Source organism: Geobacillus genomosp. 3 (genome assembly GCF_000445995.2).
Taxonomy (GTDB): Bacteria; Bacillota; Bacilli; order Bacillales; family Anoxybacillaceae; genus Geobacillus.
On sequence record NC_022080.4, the window covers coordinates 2,392,784 to 2,407,607 of the forward strand.

Here is a 14,824-nt window from a genome sequence, read left to right on the forward strand (position 1 = left end):
GAAAACCGCCGCACGGTCGGCGGCAGGGAGGGAAAACGATGGAAGTGATTAAAATTACCCCGCGTGGGTATTGCTATGGGGTTGTTGATGCGATGGTCATCGCCCGCAATGCGGCGTTAGACCCGTCATTGCCGCGGCCGATTTACATCCTCGGCATGATCGTCCATAATAAGCACGTCACAGACGCATTTGCTGAAGAGGGCATCATTACGCTTGACGGGGAAAATCGGCTTGAAATTTTGGAAAAAATCGACCGGGGTACCGTGATTTTCACCGCCCATGGCGTGTCGCCGGAGGTGAAAAAACGGGCGCTCGAAAAAGGGTTGGTGACAATCGATGCGACATGTCCGGACGTGACGAAAACGCACCGGCTCATCGAACAAAAACTCGCTGATGGCTACGATATTATCTATATCGGCAAAAAAGGGCATCCGGAACCGGAAGGAGCAGTTGGCATCAATCCCGAGCGCATTCATCTCGTCGAAACGCCCGATGATGTCGAGCGGCTTTCTCTCAAAAACGAGCGTCTCATGGTCACCAACCAAACGACGATGAGCCAATGGGATGTCGCTGATATTATGGCGAAAGTGAAGGAAAAATACCCGCACGTGGAAATGCATAAAGAAATTTGTCTCGCGACCCAGCTTCGCCAAGAAGCGGTTGCCGAACAAGCGAAGCAAGCCGACGTGACGATCGTTGTTGGCGACCCGCGCAGCAACAATTCGAACCGTCTTGCCCAAGTGTCCGAAGAGATTGCCGGCACGAAAGCATACCGCATCGCCGATGTAACGGAAATTGATATCAATTGGATTAAAAAGGCGAAAAAGGTGGCGGTCACCGCCGGCGCTTCCACCCCGACACCGATCACGAAAGAAGTGATCGACTTTCTGGAGCAATTCGATCCGAACGACCCGGCAACATGGCAACAAGAACGGAAAGTGCCGCTGCAAAAAATCTTGCCGAAGGTGAAAACAAAGAAAGAAGAGTGACAATCTCGTTCATAAACGGAGGCTATCCTGGACAAACGGTTGACCCGCTTGCAGGACAGCCTTTTTCGTTTGTCGCTTAGATGAACTGAAACGGATCGGTATGGACGCTGGAGGCGATTACGTCTGTTTCCCACTGCCGCTTCGCGAGCTCGGCGGTTAGATAGCGGGCAACGCCTTGTTTCATGACTTTTTCAACGTTATGGCCTGGGTCGACGAGATGGAGACCGAGCGCCTGAGCATCGTGGGCGGTATGATAATACACATCCCCGGTCACATACACGTCGGCACCGGCCGATGCGGCGGCAGCAACAAACTTGTTTCCGTCCCCACCAAGCACCGCCACCGTCTGCACAAGATCATCCAACCGGCCGACAACGCGGACCGCCGGGATAGAAAATGCCGTTTTCACTTGTTCGGCAAAGGCACGCAGCGTCACCGGCTGCGGCAGCCGGCCGATGCGCCCGAGCCCGAAGCGGCGCCCTTCATTGTCAAGCGGATAGATGTCATACGCTACTTCCTCATACGGATGAGCGGCGAGCATCGCCTCCATTACTTGACTTTCCAACGAAGCAGGAACGATCGTCTCGATGCGCACTTCCTCCACTTCTTCAAGCCGCCCTTGCTCACCGATAAACGGCTCGGCCCCTTCTTCCGGCAAAAACGTTCCGATGCCGCGGCTGTTGAACGTACAATGACTGTAACGGCCAATATGGCCGGCGCCGGCATCCCCTACGGCCGTCCGCACCGCCTCAGCGTGGCTCACCGGAACATAGACGACAAGCTTTTTCAACGCTTCCGTATAGGTTGGCACAAGCACGTCCGTTTCATTCAGACCGAGCGCTTCGGCGAGCCAGTCGTTCAATCCGCCAAAAGCGACATCCAAGTTCGTATGAGCAGCATACACGGCAATGTCATGCTTGACGCATGCCGCGATCATCCGTCCGTGCCCGTCATCGGTCAATAGCTGCTGCAGCGGACGATATAGCGGCGGATGGTGAGCGATAATTAAATCGACCTGTTGATCGACAGCTTCGGCGACAACGTCTTCAAGCACGTCAAGGGCGACCATGACTTTTTTGACCGGCTTGTTCAACGTCCCGATTTGCAGGCCGATCCGGTCTCCCTCCATGGCTAACGGTTTCGGAGCGAGCTGTTCGACAAGCTGAATAACCTCGTAGCCGTACGGAATGCGGCTCATAGCAACGCCTCCTCTACCAATTGGACTTTTTTCTCCAGTTCGCGCTTTTTCTCCCGCGCCGCTTCACTTTCTCCCTTTTCCGCTAAATCAGCGATAATCCGCTTCCAATGCCGGAGTTCACGCTGCCATTTTTCACGGAACACCTCACTGTTTTCTTGGCGCAAAAACGGGCCTAAAAGCAGTTCCGCCTCCAAATGGCGATACGGTCGTCGGGCGTCGCCGCGCTCGGCGACAAGCACTTCGTAAATTTGCCCGTCCTCTTTCAAAATGCGCTCAGCCGTCAGCTCCCACCCGTGGTCAAGAAGCCAGCGGCGGACAAGCTCGGCCCCGATGTTCGGCTGCAAAATGAGCCGTTTTACGCCGGTCAGCTTTTCTTCCCCCTCGTCTAAAATACGGGCAATAAGAGCACCGCCCATGCCGGCGATCGTGATGCAATCCACTTCCCCGTGGTCGATGACGGCCAGCCCGTCCCCCTTGCGCACGGAAATGAGATGGGAAAGCCCGGACTTTTCCACTTGCTGCCGTGCTGAGCGGAGCGGTCCATCCGCCACTTCGCCGGCAATGGCTTTGGACGCATAGCCGCGCAAGCAGGCATAACAAGGCAAATAGGCGTGATCCGAACCGATATCAGCGAGCACCGCCCCTTTCGGGATGAAGGAAGCGACCGTTTCAAGCCGTTTTGATAGGTGAAATTCGTTCATGATTCCTTAATAACGAAACCAACCTTCCCTAAGCTGCCATACGAAGGCGGCCCGCATTCCCCTCCTTTCTTTTTCCAATTTCATGCCCCTTTATTGTACTACTCGAACGTTCTCCTATGTATGCTCACACGAAAAAGCAAGGAGCTGCCCGGTTCGAAATGATAAAACATCCCTTCGCCAAAGGCAAAGGGACGCCAATCATCATTATTTTAAGCCGGCCAGCCATTTCGTCATCGCATCGAGGTTGTCAGCCGGCACCAACCCGCCCGGCATGCCGCCGCGGCCGTTTTGGAGAACGTCTTTAATTTGGTCGGCCGACAGCCGTTCGCCAACTCCTTTTAACGCCGGACCGACGCCGCCTTCATAGCTTTGGCCGTGGCAGCTGGCACACGTTTGTTGATAAAACTGCTCCGGATTGAATTCCGCGGCTTGTTCCGTTTTTTCGCCGCCTTTTTTCTCTTCAGCCATCTCTTTCGCATCGCCTAGCCCTTTGAACGACAAGACGAACGTTAGTACAATCCCGAACGCCATGATGATGAAAAACGGGATGAGCGGATTGCGGTTCATCTTTTTTACCTCCCTTATGTATGATCAAGAACACTGCAAACACTTTTATTTTACTGTAAATAATGGACAAGGAAAAGCCCTAAGTTTCCAAAACGGAAACAACCGGCTTCATTGCCACCAAACGATCACCGCTGTAAGCACTCCCCCGACAGCGGCAGCGAGAGAAAAATAATGGAGACGAAACAGGTGGCCGACAGCAAGCCAAGCGGCACAGTTGGCCAGCACCGCAACCGTAAGCGCACCGCTCTGGCCGGGAAAATAATAGCTGCTGCCGGCGACTGTCCCCATCAATAACAGCCATGCACTGCCGATCAGCGGAAAATGAAGGAGCTGCCGTTCTTTCCGCCATCGCCAAACGAGCAACAGGCAAACAGACAAAAAAAGGGACAAAAGGAGCGTTTGCAAAACGAATGACAATTCAGTAAAATAAATGGCAAGAGCGGCGGCTGGCAACAATAAACAAAGACCGGCAGCAAGCGAACCGGGCCGCTGGCGGCTGCGTGGGCGACCATCGCCTTCCGTATAGAGGGCAAGCAAGTAATCGCAATATTGTTCTGGCAGAAGGCGTGAACGTTTCCAATATTCAATTTCCCGGATAATCGTTTCCCGTCGTCGCCGATTCATTCGTCAATCACCTTTCATCCATGAAAGAAAAGAGAAAAAAATAGTTTACTTCCGAGGAAGTAAACTACCAAAAGACGGTCATTCCAAAAAGTCTTTCAACCGTTTGCTGCGGCTTGGATGGCGCAGTTTGCGCAGCGCCTTGGCTTCGATTTGGCGAATTCGTTCGCGCGTCACGCCAAATACTTTCCCGACTTCTTCCAATGTCCGCGTCCGGCCGTCATCGAGCCCGAAGCGAAGGCGGAGCACGTTTTCCTCGCGATCCGTCAGCGTATCAAGCACATCTTCGAGCTGCTCTTTCAACAGCTCGTAAGCGGCGTGTTCCGACGGCGACGTCGCCTCTTGGTCTTCGATGAAATCGCCAAGATGCGAGTCGTCTTCCTCGCCGATCGGCGTCTCAAGCGACACTGGTTCTTGAGCGATTTTCAAAATTTCCCGCACTTTCTCCGGGGTCAAATCCATTTCTTCGGCGATTTCTTCCGGTGTTGGTTCGCGCCCGAGGTCTTGGAGCAGCTGCCGCTGGACGCGGATCAATTTATTGATCGTCTCGACCATATGAACCGGGATGCGGATCGTCCGCGCCTGATCGGCGATCGCCCGCGTAATAGCTTGGCGAATCCACCATGTCGCGTACGTGCTGAATTTGTAGCCCTTGCGGTAGTCAAATTTTTCAACCGCCTTGATCAAGCCCATGTTTCCTTCCTGAATGAGATCGAGGAAGAGCATGCCACGGCCGACATACCGTTTGGCGATGCTGACAACAAGGCGGAGGTTCGCTTCTGTCAGCCGGCGTTTCGCTTCTTCGTCGCCCTGCTCAATCCGTTTGGCCAGCTCGATTTCTTCTTCCGCCGATAAAAGCGGAACGCGGCCAATTTCTTTTAAGTACATGCGCACCGGGTCGTTAATCTTCACGCCAGGGGGGACGGACAAATCGTTTAAGTCGAACTCTTCCTCTTTCACCAGCTCGTCGATATCCGGATCGGTCTCGATGTCGGATTCGCTGATCACTTCAATGCCTTGGTCAGCGAGGTATTCGTAATATTCATCCATCTGATCGGAGTCCAAGTCAAAGCCGGAGAGCCGCTCGGCGATTTCCTCGTACGTGAGGATGCCGCGTTTTTTGCCGAGCTCGGCGAGCTGCTCTTTCACTTGCTCAAGCGTATCGCCAGCAGCTTCCACCTGCTTTGATTGGGCTGGTTTTTCAGCCATTTCATTACCTCCTTTAAAAACTCATACCACCATGTTATGAAGAAGATAACATTTTTTTCATTTCAATCATTTCTTTGGCGATGCGAGCGGCAGCCAAAAAGTCTTTTCTTCGCTCCGCTTCGGTTTTTTCTTGCTCTTTTTCCTTTAGCATTAACCATTTCGGGTGATTCAACACATGCTTCATATAATCGGCGAGCTCTTGTTCGGAAACATCATCGCTCACCAACAAAAGCGACAGCTCACTCGCCAGCGGCTGCAGTTCGCCGGGAAGCCGGAACATGAGTGCACCAAGGTCGGCTTCATGCCCTTCTTCATAAAAGGCATAAATATAAGCAGCTAATGCCCGATGCTCTTCGATGTTAAACCGTCCGCCGACCCGCTCTTGAACGATGAGCGCCACATCGCGGCTTCGCATCATATGGGCAAGCAGCAGCCGCTCCGCGTTTTGGAAAGCCGGCAGCAGCTTTTTCGCCAGCGTCGGCCGCGGCGCCTTTTCGCTGGCCGCCGCCTCCCGCTGCTTCGGCTTTTCGTGCTTGTAGCGGGACAGCTGCTCATTGAGAGCGGAAAGCGACAAAGAAAACTCATCTGCGAGTTGGCGTACGTAATAATCTTTTTCGACAGGACTCGGCAGTTTGCCGATCTCACGGAGCACTTCTTCAATATAACGAAGCCGGTCGCCTTCGCGCTGCAAATTTTTTCCCCGCCGCAAATAGGTCATTTTAAACGCCATGAGCGGCTGGGCGGCAGCGATTTCTCCGGCAAACCGTTCCTTGCCGTAAACGCGTATATATTCATCCGGGTCAAGGCCGTTCAGGATGGATGCCACCTTGACGTGGCATCCGAGCGCGCTCAGTTGTTCGGCGGCGCGCCAGGCAGCTTCCGTTCCGGCGTTGTCGCCGTCGTAGCAAATCGTGACCGTTTCGGCATGACGGCGCAAAATGCGCGCCTGCTCCTCGGTCAACGACGTGCCCATCGTTGCCACCGCATAATCAATGCCGGCCTGGACGGCGGAAATCACATCGGCAAACCCTTCAAGCAGCAACGCTTCCTGCCGCTTGCGGATCGGCACCCGCGCCTCATGAAAGTGATATAAAAGCGTTCCTTTATGAAAAATCGGCGTTTCCGGGCTGTTAACGTATTTCGGCTGCCCCTCGTCAAGCAGGCGGCCGGAAAACCCAACCGTCTCACCGCGGTGATCATGGATTGGAAACATGATCCGATTGCGAAAGCGGTCGACATACCGTTCGTCTTCTTTTTTCGTTACTAAGCCCGCCTTTTCCATCACCGGAAGCGAAAAGGAATGGCTGTCGAGAAGCCGGACCGCTGCATCGGGCGCATCCGGCGCATAACCGATTTCAAACCGGTCAATCGTCTCCTTCGTCCATCCGCGCGCCTGCAAGTAATCAAGCGCCGCTTGTCCTTCTTTTGTATAGACAAGTAAATGGTGGTAAAAACGTTTCAGCAAGGTGTGCGCCTCAATCATCGCCTTGACCTCGCCGTTTTGGCCGTCATCATGCCCGCGAACATTCAACTGATAGGCGGACAGGTCGATACCTGCCTTAGCCGCAAGACGTTTCGCCGCTTCCACAAACGGAATGCCCTCCATATCCATTAAAAACGTAAAGGCATTCCCCCCTGCTCCGCAGCCGAAGCAGTGGAAAATTTGCTTCTCTGGGGAAACGGAAAACGATGGCGTTTTTTCCCCGTGAAATGGGCATAAGCCAAAATAGTTGCGGCCTTGCTTTTTCAGTTGAACATATTCACCGACCACATCAACGATATCGATGCTGCGGCGAATCGCTTCAATCGTTTCTTCGGGAATGCGATGTCCCATATGAATCCCCCCTGAACTTCCTAACGACTAAAGTCATGGGGTTCTTGTGTACTACAGAGCTTTTTCCATGTCTTCGCTCGACAGTGACCCGTATTCCCCAAGAGCTTTACAGGCAACCATCTATCCGATGCCTAACCCCCTGCAGGCTCGAGAACGCCTTTGATTGTTTCCCCATATTTTCATTCCAGCGGTTGAAACCGTGGGGCTTCATCATGCCTGTTCTTACTTATTCTCGGCGGCAAGCCCATTTTCCTGTTGGTTTCGACAAATTTTTTCAATATCTCTGTTTCGCCTTCCCCCTTGCCTCCAAATCAAAGGTTGAACGCCGTGCCTTCTGCTGCCTCCTCGCTTCGCTTCCTATGTAGGAGCCCATGGCGGCGGTCCCGTTCGAAGACGCACTCGGTATATTATATTTCAGCACCGGAAAGAAAATTTCACTTTTTTCTTGGCACTTTGTTGCAGTACACAAACCCGCTTTTGCGGCAAGGGATGGCTTTACACCCCCTATTATTCTACACCGTTCTAAAAAATCCTTCTTTTTTTCCGAACGGTCGACATTTTTTGTCGAAAAACTTTTTTTTGCAACTCTTGACAAGCAGCTATAAATAGTTTACTCGTCTCATGACCGCTCTAAACCTATATGGGGCATTTTTCTCACAATTTTTTATTATAATATAAGCTGTGACAATATGCCATAAAAAAACGCACCGTTCCCATTAGGAAACCGTGCGGACAACGCGCAAACCATAACGCAGCATTAACGCTTTAACTTTTTTATAATAATACTCGCCGTTTCTTCAACAGCTTTATTCGTGACGTCAATGACATCGCAGCCGATTTTTTTCACCACCCCGTCAAAATAGGCGAGTTCCTCTTTAATGCGATCCATGTTTGCATAAATGGCTTGATCGTTCAAGCCGAGCGATTTCAGGCGCTCGCGGCGGATCGACAGCAACTTGTCCGGGCTGATTTTCAAGCCGAAACATTTGCTTGGGCCGACTTGGAACAGCTGTTCGGGCGGTTCGACTTCCGGAACAATCGGCACGTTCGCTACCTTCAGCCGCTTATGTGCCAAATATTGCGACAGCGGCGTTTTCGATGTGCGCGACACGCCGATCAACACGATATCAGCGCGCAAAATGCCCCGCGGGTCGCGGCCATCATCGTACTTCACGGCGAATTCAATCGCTTCGATTTTTTTGAAATAGTCTTCGTCAAGCACGCGTACTTGACCCGGTTCATACCTTGGCTTCAGCTGGAACAAGTCGCTCATCTTTTCAATGAGCGGACCGATGATATCGTAAGCGACCACCCCTTCGCGCGCCGCCTCGGCGAGCAAAAATTCCCTCATCTCCGGGACAACGAGCGTAAAGGCGATAATGGCTTGGTTCATTTTCGCCAATGCGACCACTTCGGCTAACGTTGTTTTGTCCTCTACGTATGGGACGCGTTTTACTTGAACCGGCGAGGCGTAAAACTGGCTGGCTGCCGCTTTAACAACAAGCTCAGCCGTCTCCCCGCCCGAATCGGATACGACGTAAACGAGGCGCTGATTCATGTGTCTCCTCCTTTTTGGCTCATACATCATCTTTCGCTAACGAAACAAATGCTTTCGTCATATTCGTTTTCGTAATACGGCCGACCACTTCATAGCCTTTTTCCGTTTTGCGCACGACCGGCATGGCATCGATTTGCTTTTCGATCAGCTGCTCGGCCACGTCAATGAGCGGATCGTCCTTATAACAAACAGCGATGTTCGGCATTCTTGTCATAATAATATTGACCGGAATCGCCGTCAGTTCTTGTTTGCCGATGCTCGCGCGCAACAAATCTTTGCGCGACAAAACGCCGACAAGAAGCGACTCGTCATCGACGACAAACAGCGTGCCCACATCTTCCAGAAACATCGTAACGATCGCATCGTAGACGCTCATGTTTTCGTTGACGACGACCGGAATCGATTGATAATCTTCAACTTTCATCTTTTTAATTTTATCGGCCAACAGCTGCGTGCCCGTTTTTCCGGTATAAAAATAGCCGACGCGCGGCCGTGCCTCCAAATAGCCGGCCATCGTCAAAATGGCCAGATCGGGCCGAAGTGTCGCCCGCGTCAAGTTCAGCTTCTCGGCAATACTCTCTCCGGTGATCGGCCCATAGTCTTTCACAATTTGCAAAATTTGCTCCTGGCGTTTATTCAGTTCGATCGTCGCTCACCACCTTGCAAAAAGGTCCCATACGCTATTACTCTCGTTCATATTATACTACATGCCGCGTTTACAGGGAAAATCAGGTCTCATGTCGGCCGCTTGAATCAAGCTTGTCCCCCAACTTGGCGATTTGTTCTAAAAAACGCTTTGCCTTCAGCGATAGGCCGGCATATTCATCATAATAACTGGATAATACAGCCCTCAATTCCGCTTTTGTACCTTCTTTGACCGAAATGGATCCAAGCCGGGCGAGGTCAATGTGGTAAAACAGGCGCAACAGCCGGGCCGAGGCCGGCGAAAGCGGAATCTGGTGCGGATCGGCCGCCTCGCAGCGATGGCAAAGGAAGCCTGCTTCCTTAACCGAAAACGAGAAGCGCCCTTCCGTTGCCCCACAGCGGGCACAGCGGTCGAGCACAGGCGGGATACCGAGCACCGGAAGCATTTTCATTTCATAAATAAAGGTCATAATCTCTAAATCGCGACCTTCGCTCATATATTGTAATGTTTGCAGCAGCAGCTCGAACAAGTATGGATTGCGCTTTTGTTCCTCCGTACCTTTATCGGTGAGCTCAACAATATACGCCGCATACGCGGCAGCAAACAAATCCTCCCGCAGCGCCCGCATCGAGTCAATCAGCTCCCCTTGGTGAAGAAGGCCAACGCCGCGGCTGCGGCGGATCAAATAATGGCCGTAAGCGAGCGGCTGCGTAACAGCAGAAAGGCGGCTGCTTGGCTTTTTCGCTCCCCGTGCCATCACAGCCACCTTTCCCCATTCTCGTGTAAACAATGTGACAATTTTATTTGTCTCACCGTAATCGACCGTCCGCATGACGATCGCTTCGCACTTCTCAAACATCCCATCACCACCGCTTCAGCCAACAACGATACTAGGAGATCGGCTGGTCGATTTCTTCCTGTTCGGCGTTTTGTTCCTCACCGCCAAACCGTTGTTCCCGTTCCAGCTCTTTAAACAGCAGGTACGTATCAATATTGCCTGTTTGGCTAAACAACTTCCACGTAAACTCAAGCATGGAATGACACCTCTTTCCGCCTGCAGGCATTGCGTATTGGTGGTCTACCTATAGGTTGGCTCGGGCAAAAATGGTTTATGTCGCGTAAAATTTTCTAGCCGTCAATACTCGTCTTCGCGAAAACCAAAATCGCGCAGCTGCGCAAGACGGTTGCGCCAATCTTTTTGCACCTTTACCCACAGCTCCAAAAACACTCTTGACCCAAGCAGCGCCTCAATGTCAGCGCGCGCCCGCTGCCCGATTTCCTTCAGCATCCGGCCTTGTTTGCCGATGATAATCCCTTTTTGCGAATCGCGCTCAACAACGATAACAGCGCCGACGTATACCGTGCCTGTCTCCTCGCGCCGCTCGATGCGTTCGACAACGACAGCAATCGAATGCGGAACCTCCTCACGCGTTAAGTGAAGCGCTTTCTCGCGAATGAGCTCAGCGATGATAAACTGTTCCGGATGGTCGGTAATCTGATCCGGCGGATAATATTGCGGCCCTTCCGGCAACCGCTGTTTAATTTGCTCCAGCAGACGTTCGACATTGTTCCCTTCAAGCGCCGAAATTGGCACGATCTCGGCAAAAGGGTACAAGTCTTTGTACCGGTCAATGAGCGGCAGCAGTTCATCCGGGTGGACGCGGTCGATTTTATTGATGACCAAAAACACCGGAGTATGGACTTCGTTCAACCGCTCGATAATAAACGCCTCGCCGCGCCCGAACCCTTCCTCCGCATTGACCATAAACAAAACCAAATCGACTTCGCGCAGCGCATTGAGCGCCACTTTCATCATAAAGTCGCCGAGCTTATGCTTCGGTTTATGCACCCCGGGGGTGTCGATGAAAATGATTTGCGCGTCATCATCCGTATAAACACCTTGAATTTTATTGCGCGTCGTTTGCGGCTTGTCGCTCATAATGGCGATCTTTTGCCCGATAACGCGGTTTAAAAACGTCGATTTTCCTACGTTCGGTCTTCCGATAATGGCAACAAATCCCGATTTGTATCCTTCTTTATTCATGCATATCCTCCGCTGCAAAAGCTTCCGGCAGTAATTCGTCAACGGTCATGACTTTGACATCGCCGTTTAAGTTGGCCAAAATCACTTTCATATCGCCGGGGCAAAGTTCGGCGATCACTTGGCGGCATGCGCCGCACGGCGGCACCGGACGGGGGGTGTCTGCAATGACTGCGAGGGCGGCAAACTCCTTCTCCCCTTCCGAATACGCCTTAAACAGCGCGGTTCGTTCCGCACAATTGCACATGCTGTAGGCAGCGTTCTCAATGTTACAGCCGCGGTACACGCTGCCGTCTTTCGTTAACAGCGCGGCGCCAACTTTAAACTTTGAGTAAGGCACGTAGGCGAGTTCGCGCGCTTTTTTCGCTTCGGCAATGAGCTGCTCGATCTCCACGAATAACTCTTCCTTTCCTGAAAGCAAACGCTGCTTTCTTTTATTTTACAAAAAAACGCTACAAATTTCATCATCTGAAACGAAAATGTAACAGAAAAATTAGAATTTTCTTTCTCGTTCGTTTAGCGAAGATGCGGCCAAAACAGCAGCCCCCCGATGATGACAGCCAGTCCGGCGGCCACGAGCACAGCCGCAGCGGCGATATCTTTCGCCGCTTTCGCCAGCGGATGAAACTCCTCTGTCACTAGGTCGACGGTGCGCTCAACGGCCGTATTGACGAGCTCAAGCGTGATGACTGCGCCGGCTGTTAGCAGCAGCACGATCCACTCCCACCGCGACAATCCAACGATGCCGCCGACCGCAAAGGCAACAACGGCGGCCGCCAAGTGAAAGCGCAAATGCGCTTCCTCCTTCACCGCCGCCTTCATTCCCGCCCAAGCCCAAGCGAAACGATCCCGTTCCCGTACGCCGCGCATGGCTTATCTCGTCAACCCGAACTGCGTCAATATTTCCTCCTGCTTGGCAAACATGACCCGCTCCTCCTCTTCCGTCTCGTGGTCATAGCCAAGCAAGTGCAAAAAACCGTGCACGGCCAAAAATCCGAGCTCGCGCATGAATGAGTGCCCGTATTCTGCGGCCTGCTCTTTCGCCTTCGGAATGGAGATGACAATATCACCGAGCACCGGCGGCACATCGGCGCCAATGATGTCAACTTCGCCTTCCCCCTCCTCTTCAAGGGCGAACGACAGTACGTCCGTCGGGGCATCTTTGCCTCGGTAATCGCGGTTCATCACGCGAATGCGTTCGTTGTCAACGAACGAAACGCTTACTTCCGCCCCCTCCGGCACGTTCTCAACAGCCGCCGCTTCACAAATAAGCCGCTCGAGCGTCTCCATTTGCTCGGCTGTTACTTCGTTCGTCTCATCGATAAAGTCGATTTGAATCGTCATGCATGCTTCACCTTTTCCTTTCGTACTTCCGGATATTCGATGCGCGAATGAAAGACGCCGTTTAACGTCTCACAAAGCGAACGGGCAACCACTTCCAGCTCTTTCAACGTAATGTCGCACTCGTTCAGCTGGTTGTCTTGCAGACGGTCAGCGATAATCGCCCGGACGATTTTTTCAATTTTTTCTTGCGATGGATTGGCTAACGAGCGAACGGCCGCTTCGACGCTGTCGGCAATATTGATGACCGCCGCTTCTTTCGTCTGCGGCTTCGGACCGGGATAGCGAAACTCCGCCTCGGAAACAAATTCGGTTTGCTCGCGTGCCTTATGGTAAAAGTACTTGAGCAACGTCGTGCCATGATGTTGTTCGGCGATGTCGACAATCTCCTTCGGCAGCCGGTGTTTGCGAAGCAAGGCAACGCCGTCGGCGACATGGGCGATAATAATATTTTTGCTCAATTGCGGCGACAAATGGTCATGCGGATTGCCGCCCATTTGGTTTTCAATGAAATAACGCGGCCGTTTCGTCTTGCCAATGTCATGGTAATAACAGGCGACGCGCGCCAACAAGCCGTCGGCGCCAATCGCCTCGCACGCCGCCTCAGCCAAATTGGCGACCATGACGCTATGATGGTACGTGCCCGGCGCCTCGGTCAACAATTTCCGCAGCAGCGGGTGGTTCGGGTTGGACAACTCTATGAGCCGGAGCGGCGACAAAATGCCGAACGTCGTCTCCAACACCGGCAGCAGCCCGATCGTCAAAATGGCGGAAAAAATGCCCGAAGCCGCCGCCATGATGACAAAGAGAGTGAGCTCCATCAACGAATAGCGGCCATTTTTTAACAGCAACAGCGAAAGGAGCGAGACGATATTGACGGTAGCGACGAGCACGCCGGCCCGCCAAATTTTCGTCTTTGCCAGCTCCTTTGGCAGACAAAACGTTCCGGCCAAGCCGCCGGCAAGCAAATAGACGGCCAAGGACACGGACACCACACCGGTCGCTCCAATTTCCTCATTGAACAGCAGGCTGCCGCACACCGCCCCGATGACCGCTGTCATTATCGCCAGCCGTTCGCCGAGCAGCACGCGGACGAGCATTGGACCGAACGCCGCCGGAACGAGGTAGCCGACCGAAACAGCGCCGCCGGACGGCAGAAGACGGATCAGCACCATCACCGCCATCATAAATGTGAAAATAGCCGTATAAAGCGACAGCTTTTCATTTGTCGTTTCGGGACGGAAATAGTAAACGAGCGGCGAAAGCAAGAGCAGCACGAACAAAAACAATCCGGCCGCCGGCCATAGCGGGCGCCCACCGCTGAGCAGCCCGACAAGCTCAAGCCGATGATAAATGTCGCTCGTAATAAACTGCCCCTCTTCGACGATCACTTGTCCTTGCAAAATTTTCACCGGCTTCACTTCATCCATCGCCTGCCGCCGTTTTTCTTCAGTCGCCGTCCGGTCGTACACGACGTTCGGAATAATCGCCCGTCGGCACAGCTTGGCAACCGTTTCGCGAAGCGTCGGCGACAGCGCTGCGTATTCAAGCTCTTTCGCCGCCTTCGCGCGCGCCTCGTCAAGCTCAGCTTGGGAAATACGTTCGCTCATGGCCGCGTGCACGGCCGTCAACGCCGCCTCTTTCGCCGTCTCGAGCTCATCGGGAGCAGCGTTTAGCAACCGCTGCCATTCTTCGGCAGACAAATGGGCGAGCCACTCCGGCGGCAGCCGCTCTTCAAGCTTAGCCGCCAAATCGCCGGGCGAGCGATCCGATCCCGCCTCATGCTGCACACTCTCGATGGCGGCAAACAGCGAGGAAAGAAGATCGACGCGGTTTTCGGCATATTCTTTTTTCAACGTGTAAACGTCCGCTACTTTGGCGGCTGCCTCTTCTTTCAGCCTCGCTGTCGCCTCCTTATCCTCCACCGTCACCGGCGAACGGATCGTTTCTTTGGCGACATCAAACAGGCGCAGCTCATATTGGCGCGGCTTCACTTGCCAGTACAGGACGGCAAACAACAGCACAACCAAAAACAAAAACAACCAAAAGCGGACGAAGCGGACATCTTTTGTCCGCTCAAGAAAAAAACGAAGCCTTCCCACCGGTTTTCCCCTCGCTT

The 14,824-nt window shown here is 53.0% G+C and carries 16 protein-coding genes; 1 reads left to right on the top strand and 15 read right to left on the bottom strand.

Features of this window, described 5'->3' with window-relative positions:
- Positions 1 to 38 precede the first annotated feature (38 nt).
- On the top strand, positions 39 to 989 hold the full coding sequence (locus M493_RS11935) for a 4-hydroxy-3-methylbut-2-enyl diphosphate reductase (RefSeq protein WP_020960607.1): 951 nt from the start codon (positions 39 to 41) through the stop codon (positions 987 to 989).
- Between the two features lie 76 nt (positions 990 to 1,065).
- On the opposite strand, the gene M493_RS11940 is transcribed toward M493_RS11935, so the two are convergent.
- The 15 genes from M493_RS11940 to M493_RS12010 all read right to left on the bottom strand — a co-directional run bounded on the left by M493_RS11940 (position 1,066) and on the right by M493_RS12010 (position 14,807).
- Positions 1,066 to 2,187 (bottom strand): Nif3-like dinuclear metal center hexameric protein, encoded by a 1,122-nt coding sequence (locus M493_RS11940; protein ID WP_020960608.1) that lies wholly within the window; start codon positions 2,185 to 2,187, stop codon positions 1,066 to 1,068.
- On the bottom strand, positions 2,184 to 2,888 hold the full coding sequence (locus M493_RS11945) for a tRNA (adenine(22)-N(1))-methyltransferase (protein ID WP_020960609.1): 705 nt from the start codon (positions 2,886 to 2,888) through the stop codon (positions 2,184 to 2,186). The genes M493_RS11940 and M493_RS11945 overlap by 4 nt, the downstream gene beginning before the upstream one ends.
- Before the next feature lie 204 nt (positions 2,889 to 3,092).
- Positions 3,093 to 3,455 (bottom strand): cytochrome c550, encoded by a 363-nt coding sequence (cccA, locus tag M493_RS11950; RefSeq protein WP_020960610.1) that lies wholly within the window; start codon positions 3,453 to 3,455, stop codon positions 3,093 to 3,095.
- Between the two features lie 108 nt (positions 3,456 to 3,563).
- On the bottom strand, positions 3,564 to 4,079 hold the full coding sequence (locus M493_RS11955; RefSeq protein WP_020960611.1) for a membrane protein: 516 nt from the start codon (positions 4,077 to 4,079) through the stop codon (positions 3,564 to 3,566).
- Positions 4,080 to 4,157: 78 nt separating this feature from the next.
- Positions 4,158 to 5,285, bottom strand: coding sequence for an RNA polymerase sigma factor RpoD (gene rpoD, locus M493_RS11960; RefSeq protein ID WP_020960612.1), 1,128 nt, complete (start codon positions 5,283 to 5,285; stop codon positions 4,158 to 4,160).
- Positions 5,286 to 5,319: 34 nt separating this feature from the next.
- Entirely contained in the window at positions 5,320 to 7,119 is a 1,800-nt protein-coding gene (dnaG, locus tag M493_RS11965; RefSeq protein WP_020960613.1) for a DNA primase, read from the bottom strand.
- Positions 7,120 to 7,876: 757 nt separating this feature from the next.
- The gene (locus M493_RS11975; RefSeq protein ID WP_020960615.1) at positions 7,877 to 8,677 is read right to left on the bottom strand and encodes a pyruvate, water dikinase regulatory protein; all 801 of its coding nucleotides are present in this window, start codon (positions 8,675 to 8,677) and stop codon (positions 7,877 to 7,879) included.
- Positions 8,678 to 8,696: 19 nt separating this feature from the next.
- Positions 8,697 to 9,323 carry a helix-turn-helix transcriptional regulator gene (locus M493_RS11980; protein WP_256380480.1) on the bottom strand — a complete coding sequence of 209 codons (627 nt, stop codon included), beginning with the start codon at positions 9,321 to 9,323 and terminating at the stop codon, positions 8,697 to 8,699.
- 82 nt (positions 9,324 to 9,405) lie between these two features.
- Positions 9,406 to 10,182, bottom strand: a complete 777-nt coding sequence (gene recO / locus M493_RS11985; protein ID WP_020960617.1) for a DNA repair protein RecO — start codon at positions 10,180 to 10,182, stop codon at positions 9,406 to 9,408.
- A 31-nt stretch (positions 10,183 to 10,213) separates the two neighbouring features.
- Positions 10,214 to 10,357 carry a YqzL family protein gene (locus tag M493_RS17770; RefSeq protein ID WP_020960618.1) on the bottom strand — a complete coding sequence of 48 codons (144 nt, stop codon included), beginning with the start codon at positions 10,355 to 10,357 and terminating at the stop codon, positions 10,214 to 10,216.
- 101 nt (positions 10,358 to 10,458) lie between these two features.
- The gene (gene era, locus M493_RS11990) at positions 10,459 to 11,367 is read right to left on the bottom strand and encodes a GTPase Era (RefSeq protein WP_020960619.1); all 909 of its coding nucleotides are present in this window, start codon (positions 11,365 to 11,367) and stop codon (positions 10,459 to 10,461) included.
- Positions 11,360 to 11,758 (bottom strand): cytidine deaminase, encoded by a 399-nt coding sequence (locus tag M493_RS11995; protein ID WP_020960620.1) that lies wholly within the window; start codon positions 11,756 to 11,758, stop codon positions 11,360 to 11,362. Before M493_RS11995 ends, era begins: the two co-directional genes overlap by 8 nt.
- A 122-nt stretch (positions 11,759 to 11,880) precedes the next feature.
- Positions 11,881 to 12,234, bottom strand: coding sequence for a diacylglycerol kinase family protein (locus M493_RS12000; RefSeq protein ID WP_020960621.1), 354 nt, complete (start codon positions 12,232 to 12,234; stop codon positions 11,881 to 11,883).
- 3 nt (positions 12,235 to 12,237) lie between these two features.
- Positions 12,238 to 12,708 (bottom strand): rRNA maturation RNase YbeY, encoded by a 471-nt coding sequence (ybeY, locus tag M493_RS12005; protein WP_020960622.1) that lies wholly within the window; start codon positions 12,706 to 12,708, stop codon positions 12,238 to 12,240.
- The gene (locus M493_RS12010; RefSeq protein WP_020960623.1) at positions 12,705 to 14,807 is read right to left on the bottom strand and encodes an HD family phosphohydrolase; all 2,103 of its coding nucleotides are present in this window, start codon (positions 14,805 to 14,807) and stop codon (positions 12,705 to 12,707) included. The genes ybeY and M493_RS12010 overlap by 4 nt, the downstream gene beginning before the upstream one ends.
- Between the last annotated feature and the right edge of the window lie 17 nt (positions 14,808 to 14,824).